Annotated in this window: 27 protein-coding genes, 1 tRNA gene and 1 pseudogene; 21 read left to right on the top strand and 8 right to left on the bottom strand. The window is 44.4% G+C overall.

Annotation, left to right across the window (positions count from 1 at the left end; translation table 11 throughout):
* Positions 1-21 precede the first annotated feature (21 nt).
* From ACAW68_05905 to ACAW68_05885, 5 genes are all read left to right on the top strand, one after another.
* Positions 22-249 carry a hypothetical protein gene (locus ACAW68_05905; GenBank protein ID XGA15027.1) on the top strand — a complete coding sequence of 76 codons (228 nt, stop codon included), beginning with the start codon at positions 22-24 and terminating at the stop codon, positions 247-249.
* Positions 250-332: 83 nt separating this feature from the next.
* Positions 333-740, top strand: coding sequence for a hypothetical protein (locus tag ACAW68_05900; protein XGA15026.1), 408 nt, complete (start codon positions 333-335; stop codon positions 738-740).
* A gap of 259 nt (positions 741-999) precedes the next feature.
* Positions 1,000-2,379: an ATP-binding cassette domain-containing protein gene (locus ACAW68_05895; GenBank protein XGA15025.1), complete on the top strand. Its 1,380-nt coding sequence runs from the start codon at positions 1,000-1,002 to the stop codon at positions 2,377-2,379.
* A 204-nt stretch (positions 2,380-2,583) separates the two neighbouring features.
* A complete protein-coding gene (locus ACAW68_05890) occupies positions 2,584-3,507 on the top strand; it encodes a DMT family transporter (protein ID XGA15024.1) in 924 nt (307 codons plus the stop codon).
* A gap of 114 nt (positions 3,508-3,621) precedes the next feature.
* Positions 3,622-4,977, top strand: a complete 1,356-nt coding sequence (locus ACAW68_05885; protein ID XGA15023.1) for an FAD-dependent oxidoreductase — start codon at positions 3,622-3,624, stop codon at positions 4,975-4,977.
* 31 nt (positions 4,978-5,008) lie between these two features.
* Here the strand turns inward: ACAW68_05885 and ACAW68_05880 are convergent, their stop codons facing one another.
* The 3 genes from ACAW68_05880 to ACAW68_05870 all read right to left on the bottom strand — a co-directional run bounded on the left by ACAW68_05880 (position 5,009) and on the right by ACAW68_05870 (position 7,154).
* The gene (locus ACAW68_05880; GenBank protein ID XGA15022.1) at positions 5,009-5,761 is read right to left on the bottom strand and encodes a hypothetical protein; all 753 of its coding nucleotides are present in this window, start codon (positions 5,759-5,761) and stop codon (positions 5,009-5,011) included.
* Between the two features lie 144 nt (positions 5,762-5,905).
* Complete coding sequence (locus ACAW68_05875) at positions 5,906-6,238, bottom strand: putative quinol monooxygenase (protein XGA15021.1); 333 nt, start codon at positions 6,236-6,238, stop codon at positions 5,906-5,908.
* Positions 6,239-6,263: 25 nt separating this feature from the next.
* Positions 6,264-7,154 (bottom strand): LysR family transcriptional regulator, encoded by an 891-nt coding sequence (locus tag ACAW68_05870; GenBank protein ID XGA15020.1) that lies wholly within the window; start codon positions 7,152-7,154, stop codon positions 6,264-6,266.
* A gap of 99 nt (positions 7,155-7,253) precedes the next feature.
* Between ACAW68_05870 and ACAW68_05865 the strand changes: the two genes are divergently transcribed.
* From ACAW68_05865 to ACAW68_05835, 7 genes are all read left to right on the top strand, one after another.
* Entirely contained in the window at positions 7,254-7,634 is a 381-nt protein-coding gene (locus ACAW68_05865) for a DUF2255 family protein (GenBank protein XGA17008.1), read from the top strand.
* A gap of 21 nt (positions 7,635-7,655) precedes the next feature.
* The gene (locus ACAW68_05860) at positions 7,656-8,519 is read left to right on the top strand and encodes an aldo/keto reductase (protein ID XGA17007.1); all 864 of its coding nucleotides are present in this window, start codon (positions 7,656-7,658) and stop codon (positions 8,517-8,519) included.
* Positions 8,520-8,530: 11 nt separating this feature from the next.
* The gene (locus ACAW68_05855; GenBank protein XGA15019.1) at positions 8,531-8,854 is read left to right on the top strand and encodes a carboxymuconolactone decarboxylase family protein; all 324 of its coding nucleotides are present in this window, start codon (positions 8,531-8,533) and stop codon (positions 8,852-8,854) included.
* The gene (locus ACAW68_05850) at positions 8,854-9,258 is read left to right on the top strand and encodes a cupin domain-containing protein (GenBank protein XGA15018.1); all 405 of its coding nucleotides are present in this window, start codon (positions 8,854-8,856) and stop codon (positions 9,256-9,258) included. Before ACAW68_05855 ends, ACAW68_05850 begins: the two co-directional genes overlap by 1 nt.
* A gap of 154 nt (positions 9,259-9,412) precedes the next feature.
* Positions 9,413-10,021 (top strand): cadmium resistance transporter, encoded by a 609-nt coding sequence (locus ACAW68_05845; protein XGA15017.1) that lies wholly within the window; start codon positions 9,413-9,415, stop codon positions 10,019-10,021.
* Between the two features lie 85 nt (positions 10,022-10,106).
* Entirely contained in the window at positions 10,107-10,559 is a 453-nt protein-coding gene (locus ACAW68_05840; protein XGA15016.1) for a MarR family winged helix-turn-helix transcriptional regulator, read from the top strand.
* Positions 10,560-10,568: 9 nt separating this feature from the next.
* A complete protein-coding gene (locus ACAW68_05835; GenBank protein XGA15015.1) occupies positions 10,569-11,087 on the top strand; it encodes a GNAT family N-acetyltransferase in 519 nt (172 codons plus the stop codon).
* Positions 11,088-11,132: 45 nt separating this feature from the next.
* On the opposite strand, the gene ACAW68_05830 is transcribed toward ACAW68_05835, so the two are convergent.
* From ACAW68_05830 to ACAW68_05815, 4 genes are all read right to left on the bottom strand, one after another.
* A complete protein-coding gene (locus ACAW68_05830) occupies positions 11,133-11,765 on the bottom strand; it encodes a TetR/AcrR family transcriptional regulator (protein ID XGA15014.1) in 633 nt (210 codons plus the stop codon).
* Between the two features lie 6 nt (positions 11,766-11,771).
* The gene (locus tag ACAW68_05825) at positions 11,772-12,875 is read right to left on the bottom strand and encodes an ABC transporter permease (protein ID XGA15013.1); all 1,104 of its coding nucleotides are present in this window, start codon (positions 12,873-12,875) and stop codon (positions 11,772-11,774) included.
* On the bottom strand, positions 12,872-13,591 hold the full coding sequence (locus ACAW68_05820; GenBank protein XGA15012.1) for an ABC transporter ATP-binding protein: 720 nt from the start codon (positions 13,589-13,591) through the stop codon (positions 12,872-12,874). Before ACAW68_05820 ends, ACAW68_05825 begins: the two co-directional genes overlap by 4 nt.
* 138 nt (positions 13,592-13,729) lie before the next feature.
* Positions 13,730-13,939 carry a hypothetical protein gene (locus tag ACAW68_05815; GenBank protein ID XGA15011.1) on the bottom strand — a complete coding sequence of 70 codons (210 nt, stop codon included), beginning with the start codon at positions 13,937-13,939 and terminating at the stop codon, positions 13,730-13,732.
* Between the two features lie 167 nt (positions 13,940-14,106).
* Between ACAW68_05815 and ACAW68_05810 the strand changes: the two genes are divergently transcribed.
* The 9 genes and pseudogenes from ACAW68_05810 to ACAW68_05770 all read left to right on the top strand — a co-directional run bounded on the left by ACAW68_05810 (position 14,107) and on the right by ACAW68_05770 (position 20,484).
* On the top strand, positions 14,107-15,276 hold the full coding sequence (locus ACAW68_05810) for a DUF2075 domain-containing protein (GenBank protein XGA15010.1): 1,170 nt from the start codon (positions 14,107-14,109) through the stop codon (positions 15,274-15,276).
* Positions 15,277-15,412: 136 nt separating this feature from the next.
* Positions 15,413-15,733, top strand: coding sequence for a PadR family transcriptional regulator (locus tag ACAW68_05805; GenBank protein ID XGA15009.1), 321 nt, complete (start codon positions 15,413-15,415; stop codon positions 15,731-15,733).
* A gap of 2 nt (positions 15,734-15,735) precedes the next feature.
* Complete coding sequence (locus ACAW68_05800; protein XGA15008.1) at positions 15,736-16,113, top strand: DUF1048 domain-containing protein; 378 nt, start codon at positions 15,736-15,738, stop codon at positions 16,111-16,113.
* Positions 16,114-16,245: 132 nt separating this feature from the next.
* Positions 16,246-16,626, top strand: a complete 381-nt coding sequence (locus ACAW68_05795; GenBank protein ID XGA15007.1) for a hypothetical protein — start codon at positions 16,246-16,248, stop codon at positions 16,624-16,626.
* Between the two features lie 96 nt (positions 16,627-16,722).
* Positions 16,723-17,374, top strand: a pseudogene (locus tag ACAW68_05790) (DNA alkylation repair protein).
* A 108-nt stretch (positions 17,375-17,482) separates the two neighbouring features.
* A tRNA-Arg gene (locus ACAW68_05785) sits at positions 17,483-17,555 on the top strand.
* 141 nt (positions 17,556-17,696) lie between these two features.
* A complete protein-coding gene (locus ACAW68_05780; GenBank protein ID XGA15006.1) occupies positions 17,697-18,578 on the top strand; it encodes an ABC transporter ATP-binding protein in 882 nt (293 codons plus the stop codon).
* Position 18,579: 1 nt separating this feature from the next.
* Positions 18,580-20,184 (top strand): ABC transporter permease, encoded by a 1,605-nt coding sequence (locus ACAW68_05775; GenBank protein ID XGA15005.1) that lies wholly within the window; start codon positions 18,580-18,582, stop codon positions 20,182-20,184.
* Positions 20,185-20,334: 150 nt separating this feature from the next.
* Positions 20,335-20,484, top strand: coding sequence for a hypothetical protein (locus ACAW68_05770; GenBank protein ID XGA15004.1), 150 nt, complete (start codon positions 20,335-20,337; stop codon positions 20,482-20,484).
* A 118-nt stretch (positions 20,485-20,602) separates the two neighbouring features.
* On the opposite strand, the gene dld is transcribed toward ACAW68_05770, so the two are convergent.
* A complete protein-coding gene (gene dld, locus ACAW68_05765; protein ID XGA15003.1) occupies positions 20,603-22,288 on the bottom strand; it encodes a D-lactate dehydrogenase in 1,686 nt (561 codons plus the stop codon).
* Between the last annotated feature and the right edge of the window lie 170 nt (positions 22,289-22,458).

Below are 22,458 nucleotides of genomic sequence, written 5' to 3'. Positions count from 1 at the left end.
AATAGTATTTTGGAGGCCGATATGGCAAAAGTTATCGATGCATTTTCAATTAGAGACATGACACTTGTTGCCTTGGATGAAAATTTGCCGATGGGTACGAAGATTGGCCAAGTTGTTCGTCTTAACGGCAAAGTCATTCACATAAATGATATACCGTCACAGGAATCAAATCCGGTTCATAATGCGTTGATTTTGGGCGTTAAAGCAAACGTTGGGGATGAAATTATCTTTGAGGTAAACGACCACTAACAAACAGGTGTGACGGTCATAATTTCTTCTAACCTTTGTGGGAATATGAATATATTGCAAGAGGGAACGCAAAGGAAGAAGTTATGATCAAACAAGTTTTGTTGGCAACAGTTGCGACGATGGGGATGTTTGTGTACGCAACGCAATCAAATCATGTCGTTGCAACTGACAGCCCAAGTGTCGGCGAAATTTTGCCAGCCAACCCAACTGAGCGAGCTTGGGTGCTCGACGCGCAAACATATGGTGTCGATCACGCTATCCGCCCATTAGAGCAGGTTTTGAACGAACATCCAGATAAGCAGACTTGGGTATTGCATGACCAGGAAAATGGCGGGTTCTGGTTTGATTCAAATGAGAATGCGGTCGGAATTACTGGTTATAGGGACGTTGACGGTGTAAAAGTGCCAATGGCCCCTATCCACGTATATGGTAATCCAGATTCCACGACGGTAGATGCAGCTATTCAGGCAGTTCATTTGTACTGTGATTAAGATAATATTGTTTTGGGGAATCGGTTTGCGACTGGTTCCTTTTTGTTATGTCGAAGTTGTTCAGCTTGACCAAGACAAACGCTTCTGTCATACTACACTTACTAAAAGAACACGGGGTAAGGTCCATTGCGCAATTAAGCTGATTTCATAATGATAGAAAGTTATCAATGAGATTGGTTTTAGTGTGGACTTTTGCGTGTTTGATAAGCATGCTTTTTGAAGTGCCTCCAGTCTCATTGTGGTGAGATTGGAGGCTTTTATGTTAAACGGACAAATTCAAAATGTTGTAAAGACTATTGATGGTGAAAAACTGTTTGAGATTGATCATCTGACAATTCCGGCTACGGGCGTTGTTGCGATTATTGGTGAAAACGGTGCTGGTAAAACGACACTGCTCAACATGCTGCAGGGTATTGATACGGATTATACCGGGCAGATTAATCTACCGGGGTATGTGGCGACAGTGCCGCAAATTAATGATATCGTGGGTGAATCTGGTGGTGAAATGACGCAGCGCTTGATTCGCCAAGCAATTTCAGAACGACCGGATATTTTGATTTTAGATGAACCAACATCGCACTTGGATGTTGATCATCACAAATGGCTGGTGAAGACAATCCAACGGTTTAAGGGGCTGGTTATTGTTGTCTCTCACAATCGTGCCTTTTTACGTGAGGTAGCGACCGTCGTTTGGTCGTTTGAAAATGGCACCGTTACCGCATTAAATGGTAGTTATGATGACTACTTGGCTGCTACTGCTTCAAAACGAAGCACTCAGATGCAAGACTATAAGCAAGTCACAAACGAAAAGAAACGATTAGCTCAGCGAGCGCAAACAGCCGGCGAAAAGTCGGCTCGAGCAAAGAAAATTAACCCCCACAAACACAGTCACGCTGAAATTGAGGCGATGAAATCGGGGTTAAATGGGGTTGAAAAAGGGTTTTCACAACAAAAGAAAGCGTTGAATAGTCGACTTGAACGTCTTGGCAAGGTTGATAAGCCGGCCGATGCCACAAAACTAAAGTTACAAAATCCGCTGAATGTTCGATCGGGCAAGCCGGTTTTAACCGCCTTGAATTTGCAGGTTATGCAAGGAAATAATCTTTTGATTGAGAACGTGACGTTCAAAATTGAAACCGGACACCGCATCGCAATTGTTGGACCGAATGAATCGGGTAAATCAACGCTCATTCAGCACTTGCTAACAGGAGCACCTGGCGTAACACATGCAGATAATCTGCGAGTGAGTGTGGCCAACCAAGATTTAAGTCAGCTAGATACGACGAAAACGGCGTTGCAAAATGTCATGATGACCAGCAGCGAGTCTGAGCAGGTAGCCCGTAATTTCTTAGGTGCGATGGGAATTCGCTTAATGCAGGTCAATGAAATGGTTGGCCAAATGAGCGGCGGTGAGCGCGTCCGTGTGGCTTTAGTAAAGGCATTGCTACAGACTAGTGAGTTGTTGGTGCTGGATGAGCCAACTAATTATTTGGATATTCCAGCCTTAGAAGCCTTAACTGCCTATCTAAGAGAGACCCAGCAAGCTGTACTGTTCGTTTCGCACGATGAACAGTTTGTGGCCGATGTTGCGACCGACGTTTGGCAGATTGTTAATGGACGTTTGGTGCCACAAGACTAAAAGTGATATAACCTTTTCAAAACCCCAAAATGCGTGCATAATGTTACTTGCTAAAAATAAGTGGAGGGTTCTAACATGCGTTCTGAACAACCAGGTGGGTGCACAGCATAGTGTTGATGCTGTGGACTTTATCAAGTAAACATCGTCAGCACTCGTTAAATTCAAGAGATTACTGAATTTTGAGTCTGTACGAATGGAGTTTTTATGTTTTATCTATTAGGATTATTAGGTGGCTTTGCGGTTTCAAACCAAAGCCCAATTAACGCGCGTTTGGGTGGTGCTTTGAAGTCACCATTCCGAGCTGCATTCTTAAGTTTTTCACTAGGTGTGATTTTCTTAGGAGCGATTGCATTTATTCAAAACCCACATTTCTTGGGCGACATCATCGCGCTAACGAAGACAAACCAACCATGGTGGGTCTACTCAGCGGGAATCTTCTCAATGCTTTACCAAACGTCAAACATTTTGCTATTTAAGAATGTTGGTGCGGTTAAGACAGTTGTTCTACCAACATTGGGACAAGTTGTGATGTCAATGATGATCCAAACCCTTGGTTGGGTCGGTGCAGAAACGGTTGCGTTGACAGCTGTGAAGGTCATCGGTGTTATCTTGGTTATGATTGGTGTGTTGGTTGCCGTCGTATTGAGTGCACGTTTGGAAAACCAGAACGGCTCAGCACCAAGTGGGTCAGTTTTTTGGCACGTTTGGGGAATTTTGACGGGAATGTTCGCGTCATTCCAACAAGCTATTACCGGACACTTGGGTCACTTGTTGGGTGCGCCAGTTGATGGTGCCTTTGTATCATTCGTTGGTGCGTTGATTTTGCTAACGATTTTGGTTGCCGTAAAAGAACGACCATTCTTTAATCGTGAAGGCATGAAGGCAGCGCCATGGTGGGCTTTCCTAGGTGGTATTCCTGGCTCACTGTTCGTGTTCTTCATTGGAATCGTCGTGCCGGTACTTGGACCTGGAATGGGTGCCATCCTTGGTTTGATGGGTATGTTAATCGGAACCATCATCGTGCAACAATTCGGCTGGTATCAATCAGTTAAGAAGCGCGTTAATGTCATGCAAATTCTCGGAATCATTATCATGGTTGTCGGGGTTGCATTGATTCAATTAGTTTAGAAATAACGTTTGGCCAGTAGGTGATTAAGTCATCTGCTGGCCTTTTTGTGTTTGACACGTTTTGATTCGCCCACTTATAATTAACCCACTATGAGAAAATAAGAGGACGATTAAATGACCAACGTACAGACGGAGATGTTGATCATTGGTGGTAGTGATGCTGGTATTTCAGCTGCACTACGCGCCCGTGAACTGAATGCTACGATTAAAATCACGATGATTTTGGCGGACGAGTTTCCAAACTTGTCAATTTGTGGCATTCCATATGCGGTCAGTAAAGAAGTGACCCAATGGCAAAATTTAGCGCACCGAACGGTTGATGATTTGAAGGCTTATGACATCGACTTTTACATGAATACATGGGCCACAGCAATCGATGCCGAGAAGCACACGGTGACGGCATTGCATGGTGACGACCAAATGACGTTTACGTACGACAAGTTGATGGTTGGAACCGGGGCTGTGCCAAAGGAATTGCCAATTGCCGGTGAAGGCGCAGGCATTCATGTGTTGCATACAATGGGTGACTTCTTTGATATTGAAGCGCGATTGGTGCAACATCAACCAACGCGTGCAGCAATCGTTGGCGCTGGTTATGTGGGTATCGAGATGGCAGAGGCGTTGACGCGACGCGGTGTTTCGGTGACGCTGGTACAACGTGGGTCTGAAGTGTTATCGACGGTGGAAACTGATTTGGCTGCTTCCGTACATGATGCATTGACTAATAATGGTGTCACGGTATTAACTGATGAAACGATTAGTGAAATTCAAGCAACTGAAGCTGGGTACCAACTAATTGGGTCAAAGACGGATGACGCATTCGATTTTGTCCTGGTTGTTGTGGGCGTCCGACCAAACAGTGAGCTGTTGGTCAATGCGGGCGTGACTGTTACCGAGCAAAATGCGGTGGTGGTTGATGACCAGATGCGCACGAATCTACCTGATGTGTATGCAGCAGGTGACTTGGTTCAGACCAAGCACCGCCTATTAGGTGAGACGTATTTGCCACTGGGTACGACGGCGCATAAACAAGGTCGCGTTGCCGGTGCTAATATTGTGGGTCGTGAGTCGCGTTTTGCAGGAATCATCGGCTCACAGGTCTTGCGTGCGTTTGATGTGATTGTGGCTCGTACAGGTTTATTGCCAAATGAGGCAACTACGGCTGGCTTTACGCCAATCACGACAACTGCGGTCGTAGATGATCACAAGGGTTATTTCCCAGGTGCTGAAAAAATCACGATTCGTGTGACTGCAGACAAAGAGTCACACAAAATTTTAGGTGCCCAATTGGTGGGTAAGTACGGTAGCGAAGTGGCGAAACGAGCGGATGTCTTTGCAACCGCAATTTATAACGACATGACGGTTGAAGCGTTTAGTGACTTAGATTTGACGTATTCGCCAGTTGTCGGTGCACCTTGGGATGCCGTTCAGGCGGCTGTACAAGTGTTAGAAACTGAATTGTTGAAGTAGACGAAAAAAGAGCGATTCAGTCGCTCTTTTTTTACGCCGTAATATTAGTCACCACCAATTTTTTCTTACTGGCACGGTGGAGTGGAATGGTGATGTTTGATGGTGGTACACCCAACCATGCATATAGTTGATGGTCTAAACGTGTGGTTGACGTTAAGCGAATCCGGTTAGTCACCCACAATGTTATTGCCAAAATAATCAAGAAAATCCCGATAATAAAGCCGGCTAGATAAAACGTCCAATTTGAGACATCCCCAACTGGCTCAAAATGAATCAGGTGTGCCAAAGTCAGGGTCAGCGTAACGGCCAAGCCGCTAAACATCAATAGTTTTAGCGTGAATGGATCAGGTTCAGAATATTCAAAATACGTCGAGCAGACCATTTCTTTGACAACCAGGTACACACGATAACGGTAAGCTTCATCATAGTTGAATTTATCGTAGTTAATCCAATTGTGGTTATGATACACACAAGCAATACCGAGAAAAAGGCGGTACCAAAATTCTTCTATGAAAGCAATTTCGGTCAGGGAAGCGTTACTTTCATCGAACACGTCGAACCAATTCACGTTACCAGGTCCAGTACTGGTGGGTATTTTAGAAAATTGTTCCCGGAATTGTTCGGGGGTTAGGCCATGCGTTTTTTGCATAAAAATATGCAATAACTGACCATGTTCCCCAAAAACTTGTGCCGTTTGTTCTTTTAATTGCGCAATTTGTTCACTGAGGAGGACAGCCTTTTTAAGCTCAATTTTTGTAACAGTTGATTGCCTGACATCTTGCATGATAATAACCTCCACCTGCAGTATACGACGGTGAGTTTTGTCAAAACATTTTGAGATTCGTGCTTTCCTGTATAAGGCAGACGGCAGTTCGCTTGAGCAACGCATCTTTTTAAATAAAAAAACGAGCTACTAGAGCTCGTTTGGTTACTTACGAATAAATGACTGGTCAGACGCTGGTATGCCGTCCTTATCGCTAATGAAGCATTCTACATGCATATGCAAATCATATTTCTCACGTAATTGTGCAATTTCAGCCATCATGGGTGATGCGTGGTGGGCATCAATTGCTGCCTGGTCGCGCCATGCATCAATCAACAAAATCGTTTCTGGGTCATCAAGTGGCTGAAAATACTCATAACGTTCGTTACCTGGAGTAGCACGAATACGATCGATAACGCCGGATTTAGTCATTTCTTTGGCGAATGCTTGGGCTGCACCATTTTCACCAGTGTAGTACAAGTTTACTGTAATGCTCATGTTTAATTACCCCCTGTACTCGCTATTATGACATATCACGAGGTGTGTTCGTCAATTCATCTTCTAGAAAATGAATAAATTCTTCGTGTAATGGTGACAAGAACGGGGTGTGAGTCCAAATCATTGAACCAACTGAAACGTTTCTTGGTGAAAATGGTTTGAAGAGTAGTTCAGGAATGTTGATAACCCCCTCAATACCGACGAGCATAATGTGAGTATCAATCATTGGATACATACCGGCATTGCCGATTAAGTTGTACTTGAGGCGAATGTTCAAATCTGATGCATTGAGGCCAAGTTCTTCCACCAGTGAATCATTGAAAGACGATTGACGTGAAATTGCCAGCGGGTATTCCTTGAGCTGATCGGCGGTAATTGCTGATTCATTAGCCAGGGGATGTTGTTTATTAATGAATACGCCACGAACGTCCTCTTCCGGGAAGTCAAGATAGTCGTATGAAGCCTTCTGGGTGAAATCAAGCGCAAAAAGGAAATCTAGTTCGCCTTGGTTAAGTCGATCTAGTAAGTCGGTTGTGGATCCAGAAATGACCGTGAAAGTCACATTCGGATAAGCTTGTTGCATTGCCGAAATCGCCTTAATTGCGTGGTTGAACATTTTAGTTTCCGCTGCACCAATCGTGATGACACCGGCAATCGCGTCTTTTGATTGCAGATTGGTGACTGTTTTATCAGCGATAGCAATTAAGTCTTCGGCTTGCTTTGCCAAATAGATGCCCTCAGGGGTTAAGGAAACGGGTTTATGCTCACGGTTAATGAGTGTCACACCTAATTCAGTTTCCAGCAACTTTAGTTGGCGCGATAAAGCGGGTTGTGTAACGTTGAGTTTAGCTGCGGCAGCGGTCAAGGTACCGGTGTGGGCAACCTCTAGAAAATATCGTAAAACGCGGAGTTCCATATCATTACCTTTCGTTATAGTTATCCATAAATACAAAGCATTGGTAATGGTGATTATAGCGCAATATACTGGAGTCATAAAGTAGTGGAGGTGGAAATGATGACATTAACAACAACACAACAAGAAACGTTTGCGCAGGCTGATGACTTTCATATCGCACCTTATCGCGCAGATGGCACAACGCCGGGCACGTTAACGTGGATTTGGTCCGTCGTAGTTGATGGTGACCTTTACGTGCGAGCTTGGAATGGTCAACAGTCACGTTGGTATAACGCCGCTAAAGATCAGGGCGCTGGCAATATTATGATTGCCGGTAATGAATACACGGTTGCATTTGAACTCGTGCCAGTCGCTGGTCATGAAGCGCTACAAGATGAAATTGATGACGCTTACCGTAAGAAATACGCGGGTAGCCAGTACATGCCACCAATGATTGCTGACGGTCCACGAAATGCAACGGTGCGCGTGATTCTTAAATAAACGGAGGACATTAGTATGACGATTTTTGATGAAACCTATACTTTGAACAATGGCGTCAAGATTCCAAAGATTGGTTTTGGGACTTGGATGATTGAAGATAATGATGATGCAGCCAAGGCAGTCGAGACAGCGATTAAAGTTGGTTACCGTCATATCGATACTGCCGAAGCGTACGGCAATGAAATTGGTGTCGGTCGTGGTGTTCGCAACGCCGGTGTACCACGTGAAGACATTTTTGTAACAACTAAGTTGCAAGCTGAATTTAAGAACTACGAAGAGGCAGTTGCCGCAATCGATCGTTCACTAAACGATTTAAACCTCGATTACATCGATATGATGATTATTCACTCACCAAAGCCTTGGGTTGAATTCCAAAATGATGATCGTTTCTTTGAAGGAAATTTGGCAGCCTGGCGTGCGCTATCTGAAGCCCAAGCTGCTGGTAAGATTCGTGCAATCGGTGTGTCAAACTTCGATGAAATTGACTTGCAGAATATCCTTGATAACAGTGATGTGAAGCCGGCAGTTAATCAAGTTTTGGCGCACATTGGTAATGTACCATTTAGCGTGTTCGAGTATGCCCAAAAGCATGACATTCAAATTGAAGCTTACTCACCATTCGGTCACGGTGAAATGTTGAAGAACGAAAACTTGCAACAAATCGCTGCCAAGTACGGTGTTTCTGTTGCGCAATTGGGTATGCGCTACTTATTGCAACTGAACACATTGCCATTACCAAAAGCAACGTCTGAGGCACACATGATTGCAAATGCAACAGTGGACTTCGCGATTTCTGATGACGATATGACGTTGTTAAACAAGGTGACGTTTAACGACTATGGCGAATTTAGTGGCTTCCCGGTTTACGGTGGCACATTGGATTAGAGGTGGACATCATGGCAGAAAAAGTAACAGCAGGACATGACGCACTTGGTGAATTTGCACCCAAGTTTGCGGAACTGAATGATGAGGTTTTGTTTGGTCAAGTCTGGTCACGTGAGGCTGAATTGTCAGCCCGTGATCGTTCATTAACGACCATTACGGCATTGATATCAACGGGCGCTTTTGAGCAATTGCCATTTCACATGGCGAAGGCCAAAGATAATGGCTTGACCGCTGATGAAGTGGCTGAAATTATTACGCAATTGGCGTTTTACGTTGGTTGGCCAAAAGCCTGGTCAGCATTCACTATTGCAAAAGAAGTATTCGGAGAAAAGTAATGGCAAAGTACGAAGAAATTAAGCGAGGGACGATTTTCCCAGAGGGTGTTTTGAATCCATACGGTGAATTCTTTGTGGGTGATACGTACCTAACGAATTTGGTGACGTCGCCTGATGATAAAATCGGGGTTGGCTCTGTATCGTTTGAGCCAGGTTCACGTAATAACTGGCACATTCATCATGACGGGTACCAAATTTTGCTTGTCACTGCTGGTGAAGGTTGGTATCAAGAAGAAGGTCAACCAGCGCAATCATTGAAGGCTGGTGATACGATTGTGACCAAGGATGGTGTGAAGCACTGGCACGGTGCTAAGAAGGATAGCTGGTTTGAGCACATTGCAATTACGGCTGGAACGCCTGAATGGCTTGAGCCCGTTTCTGACGAGTTATATGATGCCTTATAATTAACAATCAACGTCTATGCAATTGCGTAGGCGTTTTTTTACATGCAAGAAAATTTCTACCATAGACCTGAAAGGTATACCGGATAGGTGAGTGATGAGTAACTGTCTCAACTAAACATGTTAATATTTTCATGTTTAGGAAGGGGATGAACATATGATTAATACAATCGTGTCTACGACGATTCTTTATTGGACGACTGCGATCGATTTGCTATTAATTCTATTAACATTATTTGCGATGTATCCAACGAAGACAAAACACCGTCAAATTTTGATTGGACAGGTAATGGGGTCAACAATTTTGGTGACGGTACCAATGTTGTTTGCGTTTGTTTTCAAATTTATACCGGCGGATTGGATACTTGGATTTTTGGGGTTTGTGCCAATTGCGTTCGGTATTCGTTACTTGTTTGCAGCGTGTGAGGCAGATGAAAATGCACGCAAGATTGCACGAGAACGCGAAGATAAATCACTCGTCTTAACGATGATGATAATTGCGTTGTCTAGTTGCTTGCCGGATAATATTGGGTTATTTACGCCGTACATGACAACGCTATCGGCTGGACGGTTGGTAATCGCGTCAGCAACATTCATGGTGAACATTTTATTTTTGGCCTTTGCTAGCCAACGTTTGGCAAAGATTCCAAAAATTGGGGAAGTGTTTGAGCGTTTCGGTCGTTGGATTACAGCGCTCGTCTACATCATACTGGGCGTACTGGTTATCGTTGAAGCCGGCACGATGTCGCACATTTTGAACTTATAACACATTGGCGTTCGTTATCATTAATGGACGCTTTTTGTTGTATTTGCAACAAAAACAAGATAGGATAATTTCTGAGGATGACACAATGACTAGTAATTTAAGAGAAATCGGCATGATTGCCCGAGCTTTGGATTCAATCAGTAATGTTGAGTTCAAGTCATTTAAACTGACGAAGGGTCAGTACTTGTATTTGGCACGCATCGCGGAGAATCCCGGCATCATCCAGGAAGAGCTTTCTGAGATGCTTATGGTTGATCGCACCACTGTTGCGCGTGCCGTTAAAAAGCTACTCGCGGACGGTATGATCGTGAAGCGTGACAGCGCAGAAAACTTGAAGATTAAGCATTTGGAAGTGACTGATAAAGGTCGTGAACTGTATGACGTTATCAAACGTGAAAATGATTATTCGGAGACGGTGGCGCTGCAAGGATTTACAACAGATGAGGTGCAAACACTGAATAACTTGTTACACCGAATGCGCGAGAATGTTGCGACTGACTGGAATGCTGTGAAGAAAGGCCATCAACGAGAGTATTAGGAGAGACACATGACGACAACACTTAAGCGACTAACTGTAGCTGATGTAAATGAGCTACGTGAGATTTCCATTGAAACGTTTACGGATACATTCGGTGCCCAAAACACACCTGAAAATTTGCGTGATTATTTGGCTGATGCATATCAAGAATCAGTGCTTGCAGAAGAATTAGAAAATGCCGGTTCATTATTCTATTTCGTGATGGTAGATGATGAAATTGCGGGCTATTTGAAGTTGAACGTTGGGGATGCCCAGTCTGAGGAAATGGGTGAGACGGCGCTCGAAGTCGAACGCATCTATGTTCGTAAAAGTTTCCAACGCCGCGGATTGGGGCGCGTCTTCATTGCTGAGGCTGAAAAGGTTGCCCATGAGCTGAATAAGGATCGCATTTGGCTTGGCGTTTGGGAGTACAACCCGAATGCGATTGCTTTCTACGAGAAGATGGGCTTCTCAAGGACGGGTGAGTCACACGATTTCTACATGGGTACAGATCGTCAGACTGATATCTTGATGGCTAAGGAATTGTAAGTGTAAACGAAAAACCTGCTGATTTAGATTCAGCAGGTTTTTCTGTTAACGCAGTGCTTGCTGGGTCATTAAGGTGACGTTGGCGAGTACCGTTTCATTATTAAGCTGGGTCTGGAACTTATATTGTGACATGAAATGAATCATCAGTTGGCCTGCAATAATGCGAAGCAAATCATAGCCGGTTAACTGCGGATTAATCGATGAATCACTACGCATTAGGCCTTGCAAAATTGTCGTTACATGACTTAACTTTGGGCCAATTTCGCTAATCATATGCTCCCTGAGAGTCGCGTTAGCCAGGGCTTCGTTTACCAATACTTGAATCACTTCGTTATTCTGTTGCATGAATGACCAACGATCAGACACAATGAATGCGATGACGTCATTGAGTGTGGTTGCTTTATCTTGAACAGATGTGACGAATTGCTCACCGACATTGGGCACTAGTTGTTCAAGTAGTGGTGTCAGAATCGCATCCAGCAACGCGTTTTTATTTTTAAAGTGCTTGAACATGGTCGCATCACTGAGACCAGCTTCTTTGGCAATCGCAGCGGTAGAGGTTGCGTGGAAGCCGTTTTGTGCAAATAGGCTTACTGCAGCACTTAGAATACGGCGCTTGCCATCGGGCATGTCAGTGGTTGTTAGCCATTCATCAAAACTTAAAACTTGATCAGTCATGTTAAATTACACCTTTCGATAACGCTTTAGGCCAACAATGTTGCCAATCGTTAAAATGATAATAAAAATTATCAAAGCAAGCAAATTACCGGCAATGTCAGAGAAGTTGGCTCCTTTGAGGATGACATCGGTCAAAGCGGATGCTGCGTACTTCATTGGCAACAAATTAGCTAACCATTGCGCCCAGTCGGCCATGGCATGCAAATCAATCAAGCCCGAAAAGAAAATTTGTGGTACGACAACTAGTGGGATAAATTGCATCATTTGGAATTCGGATTGCGCAAATGTTGACATGAAAATTCCCAACGCCAAGGCAACTAACGCCAACAAAAGGGTCGTTAAGATGACTAAGAAAATTGAACCAGCGACTTGAACGTTTAAGACGTTAATCGTGAACAAGACGATTAACAAAGTCTGTACAACGGCCACCAAACCATAACTAATTAAGTAGCCAGTGACAATCTCGGCACGGCGTACTGGGGTTGCTAGCAAACGTTCAAGTGTACCAGATGTACGTTCCTTCAATAAGGCCATCCCCGAAATCAAAAAGACAAAGAAGAACACGAAGAACCCCATCAAAATCGGCATCATCTTATCAAAGAAAGTTGAATTAGCATTACCGTAATTGTAGGTGTTCAATATCTTAGGTGTTTGCGCAGAGACTGCTTTTGTTTGAGCAGCAGCCGGTAAGTTGGCTTCTAAGGCTTTTAGCGCATCCGCCATACCAGTAATATTTGACTTGGTGATGGCACCTTGTAAGGCCATCTTCGCTAATGCGGTTTTTGAAACATCCGTGTTGGCATAAGTCACATGGTAGGTGTGATCTGAATAATCAATGATTGCATCAACGCGTTCAGCTTCCAAAGCCTTTTTTGATGATGCCGTAGAATCGTAAGCCTTAACGGAAACGTGCTTTGTAGCATCGAGGTTGTTGTAAATTGCGGTTGGCACTTGGACTGTCGCAATTGAACTTGTTGTCGTGGTATTAACGTTAAAGACGTAACTCATTAGTGCGAGCACCAGTAGCGGCGCCACAAACAACAAGGCGAGGGTACGTTTGTCGCGAATCAATTCAGTTAAAACGCGTTTAGCAATTGCAAATGTTTTCATCGTTGGGCCTCCGCTTTCAAAAAGACGTGTTCAATTGAATCAACGCCGTATTGTTGTTCTAAGGTCTTTGGTGCATCGTTTGCGATCACAGACCCGTCAAGTAGTAGGGCAACACGATCGGTTAGCTCCGCTTCATCCATGACGTGAGTGGTTACCAAAATGGCACGACCTTCATCACGTAGTCGTGTTAATTCAGCCCAAATTTTTTGGCGCAATGATGGATCAATCCCAACAGTTGGCTCATCCAGGACTAACAGTTCAGGTGCACCGAGCAAGGCGATGGCCAATGATAGGCGTCGCTTCATACCACCAGAATAACCACTGACGCGTTTGTCTAAATCACTGGTCAAATCAACCACTTCGGCAACGTGATTGATTTCTGTCGCCACATCGTTAGTCACATTTTTCATTTTGGCAAAGAAGGCGAGGTTTTCACGGCCGCTTAAAGCATCATAAAGCGCGTCAGTCTGGGCCATGTAACCGATATTAGCAAGTAATTCACGATTGGGCATCACTGTGTCGAAAACAGTTGCTTGACCGCCGTCAGCTTTTTCCATACCAAGCGTAATCTTGATGATTGTTGACTTACCCGCACCAGATGGCCCGATTAGGCCAACGATTTCACCGCCGTGAACTTGAAAAGATACGTCCTTTAAAACGGGCTGCGAGCCAAACGATTTTTTGACGTCAGATAGGTTAATGATTTCTTGAGCCATAGTCATATTTTCCTTTTTGTAAATTTGGTAAGTAAGTGATTACTTACCTGTTTAAGAATAGTATACCCCAATCAGATGAAGGTGCAAGGATTTATGCAATAAAAAAAGCCTCACATGACTGTGAAGCTAGAGTCTGCTCTATAAGAATGTGATTGCCAAGCCGACAAATTCAATCATCCAAATGAATGGCCAGCCGATTCCTTTGAAGAAACTTTTAACCACGCCACCAAATGTGACATGACCAGCGTTTTTACGGATGTAGTTGACGATGCCAACGATACCTGAAATCACAAGAATTACGGCTAGAATGATGACCCCGTATGTCAAAATTGTTTGAATGGATAGCATGATTGGTTCCTCCTGAACTGATTTATTTGCTGTTAGGATACACTAGGCGAGGCGAGTTGTCAGTCCCGTCAGGGGCAAAGTGCTGGAAATGGCACAAATTGACATGTATTTTTTGTCAGGAAGGTCCGTGGCTTAATAGGCGTGCACGTTGTATAATTGAAAACATTATGAATAAGATTTTACAAGAACAATTTTTCGTTGATAATCTATCAGCGCAACAAGAAGCTGTTATTTCTAACATGAACGCCTACATTGGGGATGGTTTGAAGCAAAACGATCACCGTGTGGCTATTATCCAAGGTGCTGCTGGTACTGGTAAGTCAGTTGTTTTGATGAACTTGGTTACTAAGTACATGACTGACAAGCGTTACAAGACTGCATTGGTTGTTAACCACCCTGAGCTATTCAAGGCGTACAAGGATTTGGCCGTTGATATTCCAGGTATGCGCGACAAGGACATTACGCGTCCTACGCCATTGATTAACAACGCGCAAAAGCGTAACTGGAAGTACGATGTTATTTTCGTTGACGAAGCGCACTTGCTGTTGTCAAAGCCAGAACCATACATGCACTACAATGGTGAAAACCAATTGAAGGACTTGATGGATTTGGCCAAGGTTGTGGTCGTGGTTTACGACTTCGCCCAAGTGTTCCAATCAAAGATGTACTGGGACAAGGACTTGCTATTTAAGACGATTGGCAAGCACCCATATCACCAATTCGACATGGACTTCCAATACCGAATGGTAGCTAGTCAAGAACAAGTGGACTGGATGGATGATTTGACGGCTGAAAAGCCATTGCACCCATTCCCAAACAATTCTGATTTTGAATTCAAGGTCTTTGACAAGGCGGGTGATTTGTACGAAGCCATTAAGGCGAAGAACAAGGAATTCGGTCAAAGTCGTGTTGTTGCAACGTCAGGATTCCCACGTATTGACGGACGCCACAATGTTGAAATGGATACATTCAACTTGCCTTGGGACGAATGGGATCCACAACGTACGCACTGGGCAAAGCGTGAGGGTTCAATTACCCAAGTTGGAACGATTTACACGTTGCAAGGTTTCGATTTGAACTACGTGGGGATGATTATCGGTCCTTCATTTGGTTACGATCCTAAGACGGATAGCGTGACGATTATTCCTGAAAAGTATTCTCACAAGGAAATCTTCAAGAAGCGCCAAGACCGTGAGTTCACGGAAGAAGAGTACAAGGCCTTTATTGCCAACGTTTTGAACGTCTTGATCAAGCGTGGTAAGTATGGCTTGTACTTGACGGCATATGATGACGCATTGCGTGCACGTTTGCTTGAATTGCAAGAAGAAAATAAGTAAACATAATTAATGCGTTTAGCTCGTAGCTAAGCGCGTTTTTTGCATTCACTACTTTGTGACACAAAGTAGTTGACGGATTAGCTACTTAGTTTTACTATATAGTGGTACAAGCAATACGGAGTAGTGAGGAAATAACATGACTGGCATAACAGAAATGCTGAAAGGAGTCCTTGAGGGTGTGGTGCTTGAGATTATCAACCGCCACGAAACATACGGTTACGAAATAACCAAAACCCTTCAAGACGCCGGCTTTGAAGATATTGTTGAAGGCACGGTCTACACGATTTTGATTCGTCTTGAGAAAAAGAATCTCGTGAACGTTGCCAAAAAGAAGTCTGATGTTGGTCCGATGCGTAAGTTTTACACACTGAACGCAGCAGGCGAAGCAGAATTGCGTAATTTCTGGGAACGCTGGGGCTTTATCACAGCGCAGTTGAACAAGTTGAAGGAGAATTAACAATGGCACTAGAATGGACGGACATTAAGAAGTGGTTTGACTTCAAGCAAATGAAGGCCGACAAGGCGGAGTGGAACAAGCAACAAGCGCGCATTAAAGCGATGCCAGCGGATTATCAAATTGTCATCGGCGAAGTGCAAAATTACTTCTGGCATTTTGCAGGTGGTGATGGCATGGACATGATGGCTGGGATTTACGATTTGATCGACTTTTTCGAGGAAGGCGCAGCTAACAATGTGCCGGTGCTTGATTTGGTCGGTAATGATGTTGCGGAATTCGCAGAGAATGCTTTACGTGAGATGCAAGCTAAGCGTTGGACGGATGATGTGAAGGCTAAAATCAATAAGCGTGTTGCTGAAAAGCTCTCAAAGTTGCAATAATGATAACGTTTTCACAAAATAAAACGGCTATTTAAGCGCATTAACTGGCGTTTTAAGTGTTTGCTTGTTCCTTTTTTCACAAGTTCGTGCTATAGTAAATACATTGATAAAAATGATTTAGAGGTAAACGACATGACTGCTGTGATGACGACGAATATTATTAATGTAAACAACCACTTCAACAATGTGCTACGCAAGTTGCGCGCTGGCCAAACGGTTTCATCTGTTGTTCGTGAAGAAGGTTGGGCTGCCCCAGTTTTGGAGCAGATGCAAACATGGTATACGTTTGATTACGAAGACTACATGTCAGATATCCGTACTATCGAAGCCGGCGAGCAACTACGTGATCTTGAATCAGCTGAAGATGCTTGCAACTTGTTGATGGTTTACGCTGCAACACGTCGTGATGGCTTTGATTATAAGGATGCCTACTATGCAATTTGCCGTTTGAATGATGAGTCATCAGACTACCGTGCGAATGTATTGGCAGTTATCGAAAACGTGGCTGCTTAATATAAAATAGGACTTTTAACACCTAACTTTGTTTGGATACGAGGTTGGGTGTTTTATTTTGGTATACTTGTGCTTAATAATACGAGGGGGTGCACTATGCAAGACCTATTTGATCTACTTAAGGCGCATGCAGATCCTGAAACGGCAGTGGGGATGGCTGCGTACCAACGCAATCAGTTTCCGTTTTTAGGAATTAAAACACCACTTCGCCGAGAGCTAACGAAACCGTTTATCAAGGCCGCCAAGCAAAGTGGCGTGATCGACTGGGACTTCGTGGCTGATGCTTGGGAACGAGACGCACGTGAATACCAATATGTGGCATTGGATATGTTGAAAGCACAGATGGATTTGTTGGTTCCTGAGGATTTAGCACGTTTCCAAGCATTGGCGATGCGTAAATCGTGGTGGGATACCGTTGATAACATGGCGCACGAAGTTGGTCATATTGTTGTCACGTATCCTGAAACGAAAGCGACGATGCTGGCTTGGAGTCAGCATGACGATTTTTTGGGTTCGTCGCTTGGCGATTCTTCACCAGCTATTTTTGAAGGATCAAACGGATACGACGTTAATGACCGAAATCCTAACTGCCAATTTTGGTTCGTCTGAGTTTTTCATTAACAAAGCCATTGGTTGGGCGCTACGTCAATATAGTAAGACGAATCCAAATTGGGTGCGTGAGTTTATCAACGCACATGAAAGCGAAATGGCGCCATTATCGGTTCGTGAAGGTAGCAAATATGTTTAGGATAAATCCCTTCAAAAAAATAATTACTTTTTTTGAGGTTTTAGACTTTACAAACAAAAACAAAGGGCGTATATTTAATTATGTTGTTGAGGCAACGAATTAAATATTGGGCTTATATGCTAATTGGATAAACACCCCGGCTACGAACCGGGTATTGCAGGTTCGAGTCCTGCTAGGCCCACTACGATAAAAGTTCCGAAAGTTAATTCTTTCGGAACTTTTTTGTCATATCCGAATAAACTGTGAATCCCGATAGTTATGCATTGTAGATAGGTATTTAACTGTTACATAATGGCAGTGTAACGCCAAGGGAGATGATGATATGGCAAAAGAAGTATTAGTGGTAAAAAACGTACATAAAAAGTTTGGTAAATTTGAGGCGTTGAAAAACGTTTCGTTTACTGTAAATGAAGGGGAAGTGTTTGGCTTTTTAGGTCCGAACGGCGCTGGTAAATCAACGACAATTCGCGTTATTTTGGGATTGTTGAGGAAGGATAGCGGCGACATTCAATTACTTGGTCAAGACGCTACTAGGGATGTGGTGAAAGTACACCGGCAGTTGGCCTATGTACCGGGTGATGTGTTTTTATGGCCGAATTTAACGGGTGGCGAAATCATTGACTTGTTGCTGAAGATGGGCGGGCATCCCCGCACAGACCGCGTAGACGCGCTAATCAAGAAGTTTGACCTGAACCCAAAGAAAAAAGCACGCACGTACTCGAAGGGAAATCGTCAAAAGGTGGCCATTATCGCCGCGTTGTCAGCGGACGTACCGTTCTACATTTTCGATGAACCGACGAGTGGTTTGGATCCGCTGCAAGAACGCAATTTCCAAACAGAAGTATTAGCGCTGAAGCAAGCTGGTAAAACAGTATTCTTGAGTTCGCATATCTTGTCAGAAGTCGAAAAAATGGTTGATCGCGTGGCAATTATTCGTCATGGGGAAATCATTGAAACAGGGTCTTTGGCTGATATGCAAGGTCATGCTGAACTGAACGTGAAAGCAACGGTTGCTGATGCCAATGGACTAACGATGTTTGATAAGTTTATGGCTGCTGGCGGGGAGGTGTCGTTTAGTGTGGCGCACGACGATTTGTCGATTGCGTTGGCGAAATTGACCGAAGCTGGTGTCACAGATTTGAAGGTCACACCACCAACATTGGAAGATTTGTTCATGCAATATTACGATGCGGGGGATATGTAGTATGCCTAATTTAGGTCGCTTACTCCGCGCGAATTTAAAGACGGATTTGAAATTAATCATCGTTTGGGTGGTCATTAATGCAGCGATGATTGTGTCGGGACTCGCTAAGATAGTGAATCTTTATAGTGGTGATGGCGATATTGCCAAGTTGCGCCAGATGATGGATGCACCAATGATGGTGGCGCTGTTCACCAAGATTCCAGGTGGTGATCATGTGACGATTGCATTAGTATTGGGCGCGATTATGTTGCCGTTAATGGCTACTTTAACAGGCTTGATGAGCGTGCAGTTAGCCATTCGTGGTACCCGTAAAATGGAAGAATCGGGTGAAACGGATTTGATTCTAGCGACAGCGACGCCAAAAACGGTGCCTGTTATCGCAGTTGCCTTGGAACTTGTCATCGTTAACATCATTAATGGTCTGGGGATGTATGTGGTGTGGCTATCGATGCCAATGACTGGTGCCAACCAAGCAGGATATCTAGTATTCGTTGGGTTGATGGTGGCATTTGGCATCTTTATGGGCGGTGTCGCTTTGATAGGGTCGCAAGTCTTTGCGGACAGTCGCTCAGCGAACTTCTTCGGGTATGGCTTCTTAGCGGGTATCTATTTTCTGCGGTCGATGATTGATGTTAAGCACTGGCATGGTTTAACTTGGCTGTCACCGTTTAACTGGCTTGAATCAGCGAGCGTATTTGGCAAAAACGACAGTTGGGCGATCAGCGTGATGGTGATCATTGGGATTTTGCTGGGCCTTGTGGCAGTTAGATTAAGCCAGCATCGTGATTTAGGCGCCAGTTTACTGCAAATGACCGGTCGCGGTCGGCAACACGCGCCTGCGAGTTTGCGGGGCTTTACGACGTTATTTATGCGAGTGGAGGCGAAGGTCATTGTCGGCTGGTTCATTGCCATTTTGGTGTTTGCGGCCATGTTTGGTAGCATTTTCGGTGATGTTCAAGAAGTATTATCCGGTAGCACCCAAATCGAAACGATTGTTGGCGTTAAAGCGACAACAGTGATGACGCGGACACTTTATGCGCATTTCTTGGAAATGATTGCGATGTTCATGGTGCTGTTTGTGACGTTGATGAGTTTAAACGTGATGCAACGTTATCTGCAAGATCGACGCAATGGGTCATTGAATTTAATTGCTGGGCAGCCAGTTGGTCGGTTACGGTTATTTACAACTTACACGTTAACGGCAGCCGTCGCCGGCGTCATTGCTTTTGCGGTTGGTATCTTGGTCGCTTGGCATGTCGGCAATAGCTCGGTGACGGGTTCTATTCCAGCTGAACAAATTCAACGCGTGTTAATCGGCTATTTACCAACGCTTTTGGCATCGTTTGGCGTCGGTGCCTTGCTGCTTGGTTGGGTGCCACGATTGTTTGGCGTTCTGTATGCCTATTTCGGCATCTTTTTCCTGCTCACGTATTTGCGCAACTTGCTAGATTTACCAAAGTGGTTTTTGCGTCTATCGCCATATGGTTGGTCAGCAAACATCCCCGTGTCGACACCAAATACTGCAGTGATGGTAACGATGAGTCTAATCGCAGTTGCCTGTTTTGTCCTTGGCTACATCGGATTTAAGCACCGTGATTTGGTTTAAGGGACCCCAACAAACGTTCGCGTGGTGTTTGGATGCAAGCGAACATTTGTGATTTTTACCCAGTTTTTACGTCTTTTTGCACTCGGCCTTTTCGATATGTTAACCTGTGTTTGTACATGAATATAGAGAAAATCAAAGGAGGAAACGACAATGGTTTTAACTGGTACGAAGGCATGGGCTAAGGCAGTGCTGAAGGATGCAGGTATCAAGCGAGTGATGGTCGACAAGCGTAGTACGCGCTTGGCCAACGCATCACTATCGGTGTTATACCGTGAAATTAACCGTCGTGGCTTGCACTAAATCGGACGCGCTAGATAACGTGTAAAAACTGAATAGATAACATGAAGCAGTGCCCACGCGGTACTGCTTTTTTGCATCAAAAAGCGACCAGGATAAGTATCCCAGTCGCTTGAGCTAATTAATAATTTCCCCAATACTTACGCATGGTGGTTTTACCAACACCAGGGTTGAAACTGTTCGTTGGATCATTCTTCTTGTAGTGGGCGACCAAAGCAGGGGCAGCTTCGTACAAGTGGCCAACATTGTGTTCAGCAGGGTAGATGACACCGCGCTTATCCAACAAGGCCAACATGTCCTTCTTCAACTCGTGTGCGTCGACACCCGGCTTCAAAATGTAGTCTTGGTGCATAACGTGATCTAGGAAGTGGCCGTAGTAGAGCTTGTATTGGATTTTATCTTCAATTTCTTTTGGCAACTCCTCAAACCACTTAAATTCATTACGTGGCAACGCGATGTCGAGCGGCAAGATTTCAATATGGTCGTCTTGGAAGACTTCTTCATAACGAATGGCAACACCCGCTGTCACATAACGGTGGGTGGCAATGCGTTCAGCTTCTTTATCATCAAGCTCCAAATAATCACCGTCTTCAGTTGCAAAGAAGTCTTGCAAGAAGGCGCGGGCCTCGTCGATACCATCGCCTGCCATCTTGAGTTGCAAATAGTGGTCGTAACGCTTGCTGTAATCCTCGATACGCTTTGGCAGTTGATTAGGGAAAAGTTGTCCCATGTGCTGCAAAACACGGTCAGGGAAGTATGGCTTGAATGTTGGAATATGATCCAAGATACGTTCAGTGGTTGCCTTCATCCCAAATAGGTATGGCAGAACATTGGTGCCAAGTGTTTCGATGACAATCAAAGAATCCTTCCCGTATTTCTTAGCCATCTCGTAGGCGTCTTTATGCATGTACTCACCAGAAACAGGTAGGTGGGTGAGTTCAGACAGAATATGACGACGCAAACGCTCTAAGACATCGGGATTATTCGTCCCAATGTAGAAGACCTTTGAAGCCCCTTCCTTAGGGAAAGTATCCAGACGTACCGCGAAGGCCGCCAATTTACCAGAAGCACCAGAAACTTCGTACAATTCATTTGGATCGGCGTTGTAACGTGTCGGTGTATCTGAGTCAATGTCACGAACACGTGCTTCATAGTCGCGGTTGTGACCAACACGTGTGCGACTGTGGGGTACGTTATCGACGTTGAAGTTACGATTTTCGAGGTTAGTGATGATTTCTTCGGGCGTATCACCCAAGGCAATGCCGAGGTGGTTCACCAAACGCAATTCATCATGCTCATCAATTTGTGCATACAAGGCTTGTTCAGTGTAGGCTGGTCCGCGTTGAATTAAGGCACCACCTGAATTATTGTTGATACCGCCAATAACCGATGCGCCCAAGTTCGATGAACCGATAACAGAGTGTGGTTCACGACCGATAGCTTTCAAGGCGTTTTCCAACTTGTATAGCGTTGTGCCAGGGAAGGCCAAGGCTTCTTCACCGTGATTAATGAGTTGCATCCCCTTAATACGTGACCCGTTCACGACGACAGCCTGGCGATCATACCCAGGTGCGGGGATTGATCCCTCAGTTAAACTGGTATTCGATGCTTGCATAATGATAATCAGGTCATTGTCGTGCAAGACTTTCAAAACTTCCCAAAGTTCCATTAGTGTACCCGGCAACACAACTGCCAAGGCATCCCCACGACCTGATCGATAACCTTTGCGATAGCGCAGCGACTTATCAGGTGAGGTGATAACATGCGACTTTCCGACGATAGCGCGTAATGCTTCTATTGTATTCAAAATAATATCCCCCTATATTTGATTACACTACCATTATGCGCTTTTTAGTTGGGGCCGACATACATATTTGTATGCCAATTGGGAAAAAATAGAGACAAAAGACGCCGGTAATCATTGCTGACTACCGGCGTCTTTTAGAGTCGTGTATTACATGGCTTATTCCATGCATT

It is taken from the genome of Weissella confusa (genome assembly GCA_041871065.1).
GTDB classification, from domain to species: Bacteria; Bacillota; Bacilli; order Lactobacillales; family Lactobacillaceae; genus Weissella; species Weissella confusa_A.
This window is presented reverse-complemented; position numbering and strand designations above follow the sequence as displayed.

What these genes read in the sequence shown, in the direction of transcription:
- ACAW68_05905 (XGA15027.1), top strand. Translation starts at nt 22, where the DNA reads ATGGCAAAAGTTATCGATGCATTTTCAATTAGAGACATGACACTTGTT.
- ACAW68_05900 (XGA15026.1), top strand. Translation starts at nt 333, where the DNA reads ATGATCAAACAAGTTTTGTTGGCAACAGTTGCGACGATGGGGATGTTT.
- ACAW68_05895 (XGA15025.1), top strand. Translation starts at nt 1,000, where the DNA reads ATGTTAAACGGACAAATTCAAAATGTTGTAAAGACTATTGATGGTGAA.
- ACAW68_05890 (XGA15024.1), top strand. Translation starts at nt 2,584, where the DNA reads ATGTTTTATCTATTAGGATTATTAGGTGGCTTTGCGGTTTCAAACCAA.
- ACAW68_05885 (XGA15023.1), top strand. Translation starts at nt 3,622, where the DNA reads ATGACCAACGTACAGACGGAGATGTTGATCATTGGTGGTAGTGATGCT.
- ACAW68_05880 (XGA15022.1), bottom strand. Translation starts at nt 5,761, where the DNA reads ATGCAAGATGTCAGGCAATCAACTGTTACAAAAATTGAGCTTAAAAAG.
- ACAW68_05875 (XGA15021.1), bottom strand. Translation starts at nt 6,238, where the DNA reads ATGAGCATTACAGTAAACTTGTACTACACTGGTGAAAATGGTGCAGCC.
- ACAW68_05870 (XGA15020.1), bottom strand. Translation starts at nt 7,154, where the DNA reads ATGGAACTCCGCGTTTTACGATATTTTCTAGAGGTTGCCCACACCGGT.
- ACAW68_05865 (XGA17008.1), top strand. Translation starts at nt 7,254, where the DNA reads ATGACATTAACAACAACACAACAAGAAACGTTTGCGCAGGCTGATGAC.
- ACAW68_05855 (XGA15019.1), top strand. Translation starts at nt 8,531, where the DNA reads ATGGCAGAAAAAGTAACAGCAGGACATGACGCACTTGGTGAATTTGCA.
- ACAW68_05850 (XGA15018.1), top strand. Translation starts at nt 8,854, where the DNA reads ATGGCAAAGTACGAAGAAATTAAGCGAGGGACGATTTTCCCAGAGGGT.
- ACAW68_05845 (XGA15017.1), top strand. Translation starts at nt 9,413, where the DNA reads ATGATTAATACAATCGTGTCTACGACGATTCTTTATTGGACGACTGCG.
- ACAW68_05840 (XGA15016.1), top strand. Translation starts at nt 10,107, where the DNA reads ATGACTAGTAATTTAAGAGAAATCGGCATGATTGCCCGAGCTTTGGAT.
- ACAW68_05835 (XGA15015.1), top strand. Translation starts at nt 10,569, where the DNA reads ATGACGACAACACTTAAGCGACTAACTGTAGCTGATGTAAATGAGCTA.
- ACAW68_05830 (XGA15014.1), bottom strand. Translation starts at nt 11,765, where the DNA reads ATGACTGATCAAGTTTTAAGTTTTGATGAATGGCTAACAACCACTGAC.
- ACAW68_05825 (XGA15013.1), bottom strand. Translation starts at nt 12,875, where the DNA reads ATGAAAACATTTGCAATTGCTAAACGCGTTTTAACTGAATTGATTCGC.
- ACAW68_05820 (XGA15012.1), bottom strand. Translation starts at nt 13,591, where the DNA reads ATGGCTCAAGAAATCATTAACCTATCTGACGTCAAAAAATCGTTTGGC.
- ACAW68_05815 (XGA15011.1), bottom strand. Translation starts at nt 13,939, where the DNA reads ATGCTATCCATTCAAACAATTTTGACATACGGGGTCATCATTCTAGCC.
- ACAW68_05810 (XGA15010.1), top strand. Translation starts at nt 14,107, where the DNA reads ATGAATAAGATTTTACAAGAACAATTTTTCGTTGATAATCTATCAGCG.
- ACAW68_05805 (XGA15009.1), top strand. Translation starts at nt 15,413, where the DNA reads ATGACTGGCATAACAGAAATGCTGAAAGGAGTCCTTGAGGGTGTGGTG.
- ACAW68_05800 (XGA15008.1), top strand. Translation starts at nt 15,736, where the DNA reads ATGGCACTAGAATGGACGGACATTAAGAAGTGGTTTGACTTCAAGCAA.
- ACAW68_05795 (XGA15007.1), top strand. Translation starts at nt 16,246, where the DNA reads ATGACTGCTGTGATGACGACGAATATTATTAATGTAAACAACCACTTC.
- ACAW68_05780 (XGA15006.1), top strand. Translation starts at nt 17,697, where the DNA reads ATGGCAAAAGAAGTATTAGTGGTAAAAAACGTACATAAAAAGTTTGGT.
- ACAW68_05775 (XGA15005.1), top strand. Translation starts at nt 18,580, where the DNA reads ATGCCTAATTTAGGTCGCTTACTCCGCGCGAATTTAAAGACGGATTTG.
- ACAW68_05770 (XGA15004.1), top strand. Translation starts at nt 20,335, where the DNA reads ATGGTTTTAACTGGTACGAAGGCATGGGCTAAGGCAGTGCTGAAGGAT.